Source organism: Corallococcus sp. CA054B (assembly GCF_003611625.1).
In the GTDB taxonomy this organism is placed as follows: Bacteria; Myxococcota; Myxococcia; order Myxococcales; family Myxococcaceae; genus Corallococcus; species Corallococcus coralloides.
Genome location: NZ_RAVY01000363.1, coordinates 1 through 2,992 on the forward strand (window position 1 = coordinate 1; position 2,992 = coordinate 2,992).

3 protein-coding genes are annotated in these 2,992 nt (G+C 70.7%); all 3 read right to left on the reverse strand.

Annotated elements, in window-relative coordinates; all coding sequences use genetic code 11:
• Positions 1-1,807, reverse strand: a 1,807-nt coding sequence (locus D7V80_RS40570; protein WP_147447394.1) for a serine/threonine-protein kinase, incomplete at its 3' end; no start/stop codon positions are given.
• Positions 1,808-1,965: 158 nt separating this feature from the next.
• Positions 1,966-2,550 carry a GAF domain-containing protein gene (locus D7V80_RS40575; protein WP_014393969.1) on the reverse strand — a complete coding sequence of 195 codons (585 nt, stop codon included), beginning with the start codon at positions 2,548-2,550 and terminating at the stop codon, positions 1,966-1,968.
• A gap of 245 nt (positions 2,551-2,795) precedes the next feature.
• Positions 2,796-2,992, reverse strand: a 197-nt coding sequence (locus D7V80_RS42060) for a hypothetical protein (RefSeq protein ID WP_199738987.1), incomplete at its 5' end; no start/stop codon positions are given.

The window sequence follows — 2,992 nt, forward strand, 5'->3', positions numbered from 1 at the left end:
CCACCGCCTTCGCCGGCACCGTGTTGGCGGCCACCGTGCGGGGCGGCTGCTGCGGGACGACGACCACCGGGTTGGCCGGGGTCTCCGTCATGGGGGCGGGCTTGTCCACCGTGTAGGTGAGCCCCTCGACGGTGCAGGTGCCCTCGATGCAGCCGATGACCGGCGCGGGAGCCTCGCCGAAGTGGGCCTGCCAGTCCGGGCCCAGGTTCAGCGGCTCCGCGATGGGGCGCTGGTCCTTGCCCTGGCCGGCGAAGGCCTGCATCACGCCGTCCTCGGTGACGAACAGCTCCAGCCGAACCTCGTTCTCCAGGGGGGCGAGGCCCAGCATGGCACCGCCGCGCTCGCCCAGGGACCACTCCAGGGTCAGCGGCGCGCCCGCGCCGTGGTGCACGAGCGTGACGTAGCGGCTGTCCCTGCCCATCAGCCCCAGCGAGGCCACCGGCTCCGGCGGCGGGCCGTCCCAGAGCTCCTTCAGGCGGCGCTTCCACGTGACCGGCGGCGCTTCAGCGCGCACGCGCGCGGTCAGCCGGGCGACTCCGCCCACCATCCCCAGCACGTCCACGCGCGCGCGGCCCACGCGCGACTTCTTCTCGCCGTTTTCGTCCTTCTCGTCGTCCACGGGCGGGAAGACCAGGGCCTTGTTCTCGAAGTTCAGCGTCCGGCCGGCCACCAGCATCTGCGGCAGGTCCGGGCCATCGCCCATGGTCACGCGGCGCTTGTCCGGGGTGACGTCCTCCACCCGGCCCGGACCGTTGCGCGGCGCGTGCACCAGTTCCTTGGCCATGATGGCCTTGCCCGGCAGCGGCAACTGGACGCGCACCTGTCCGCTGCGGTTGTACGCCACGCTCAGCACGCCCACGGCGGCCAGCACCGTCACCCCGGCGGCCGTCTGCGCCGTCACGCGCGCCGCGCGGCGCATGGCCGCCTTCGCCCGCTGCCAGCGCGTCAGCCGCAGGGGCGGCATGGACAGCAGGCTGCCGGGGACCAGCGGCTCCAACTCCGCGATGAGCGCGGTGACGGACGGATAGCGCTCGTCCGGATCCGGCTTGAGGCACCGCATCACGATGGCGTCCACGCGCGCGTCCAGGCCCGCGCGCTTGCGCGACGGCGGATCGAAGGTGCCCAGCGGCACCTCGCCGGTGAAGGTCTCGTAGAGGATGACGCCCAGGGAGAAGATGTCCGCTCGCGCGTCCGCGCTCTTCGCGTCCACGCGCTGCTCGGGCGCCATGTACGAGATGGTGCCCATGGACACGTGCGTTGACGTGAGCGCGAAGCGCGACGCCGCGGACGCGTCGTCCAGGAAGGACGCCAGCCCGAAGTCGGACACCTTCGCGATGCCGCCGGCCTGCTGATCCAGCAGGATGTTCTCCGGCTTCAGGTCGCGGTGGATGACGCCCCGGCCGTGCGCGTACTCGATGGCCCGGCAGATTTCGAGCATCCGGCGCAAGAGCACCGGCGTCTCCATGGACGGGCTGCGCATGAGCTCGCGCAGGGACGGCCCGTCCACGAACTCCATCACCAGGTAGTAGGTGTTGTCCGTCTTCCCCTTGTCGACGATGGCGACGACATGGGGATGGCTCAGCGTCGCCAGCGCCGCGGCCTCCTTCTGGAAGCGCGCGATGAACGACGGATCCTTGGCCAGATCCGGATTCAGCAGCTTCACCGCGACCGTACGGCCGAGCGACAGCTGGGTGGCCTTGTGGACCTCTCCCATGCCGCCAGCACCGACGAGCTTCTCCAGGCGGTAGCCGCTGACGAGATCAGGTGGCCGGGAACGACTGATGGCGGTGGGCTCGAACGAGGACATGGGCGGGGAACAGGGCGGCGAGGGTAGCAGAAACGGGACGCCGCGTTACCGCTCCCCGGCTGCCCTTCCTGCCCCCTCCCGCTCGCCGGGTGGGCGGGCGGCCATGACCCAGGTGCTTCCACTGTCAGTGGGAGCCCCAAGGGGCTCCCAAGGTGGGCTCAGGTGTCCCCGGCGACGGGGCGCAGCACGCTGGTGAGGTTGGTGCGCACCTGGGACAGCGAGGAGCGCATGTTCGCGTGCCGCACCGACGCGCCAACGGCCCGCGCCAGCGACTTGAGCAGCGAAATCTCCTCCGGGCGCCACAGGCGGGCCTGGCGGCAGTCCTCGAACGCCACGAACCCCCACCACTGCTTGGCCGGGACGATGGGGCACAGCAGCACGGACTGCACGCCCTGGCGCTCCAGCAACTCGCGCATCATCGGCGGCGCTTCCTTGGTGGTGCAGGAGACCACCATCTGCGCCTCCAGCATGTCCGCCCACGCCATCGCGTAGTCGCGCATCGGCAGCGAGCGCAGCACCGGGTGCGCCAGCGGGGACACCACACCGGGCTCCGCCCAGGCGTAGCGCAGGTCCGTGAGGAACCGGCCCGCCAGGTTCGTGGTCCGGTTCTCGAAGAGGCACGCGCGGTCCACCTTCAGCGGGCGGGCCACCATGCCCAGCGCATCCGAACCGGTGGCCGGGCACAGGCCCTTGTCCAGGAGCAACCGCGACGCTTCGGACACCTTCGTGAACGCTTCCACCATGACCGTCTCGCTTGAAGGGGGGGAGGGGGGCACCCCTTCCTGTCGTGGATGAGCTGTCATCCACACATGTCCCGTTATGCAGGATTCCTCTGTTCCTGTCAAATGGTGGTTTTACTGAAAACCCAAGAAGAGGAGCGGTGATGCGTTGCGGGGGCCCGAAACGCGAACAGGGGCGCCCTCGTGAAGAGAGCGCCCCTGCGTGGGCACGGCGTGCGGTGCTTCCCTTGGAGGGGGGCGGCGGACGACTACTGCGCGGACTTCTCGGAGGCGGGGGTCTTCAGGGGCTTCTTGGTGCCGGTGCCCTGCATCATCGTCTCCGTGCGGCCGGAGGGCGCGGCCTCGGTCGTCGCTTCGGCCTTGGTCTCGGTCTTCGTCGGCGCGTGGGGATCGGCCTGCACGTCGGTGGACGCGGGGGCCTTCGTCTCCGCGGCGGGGGCCTTGG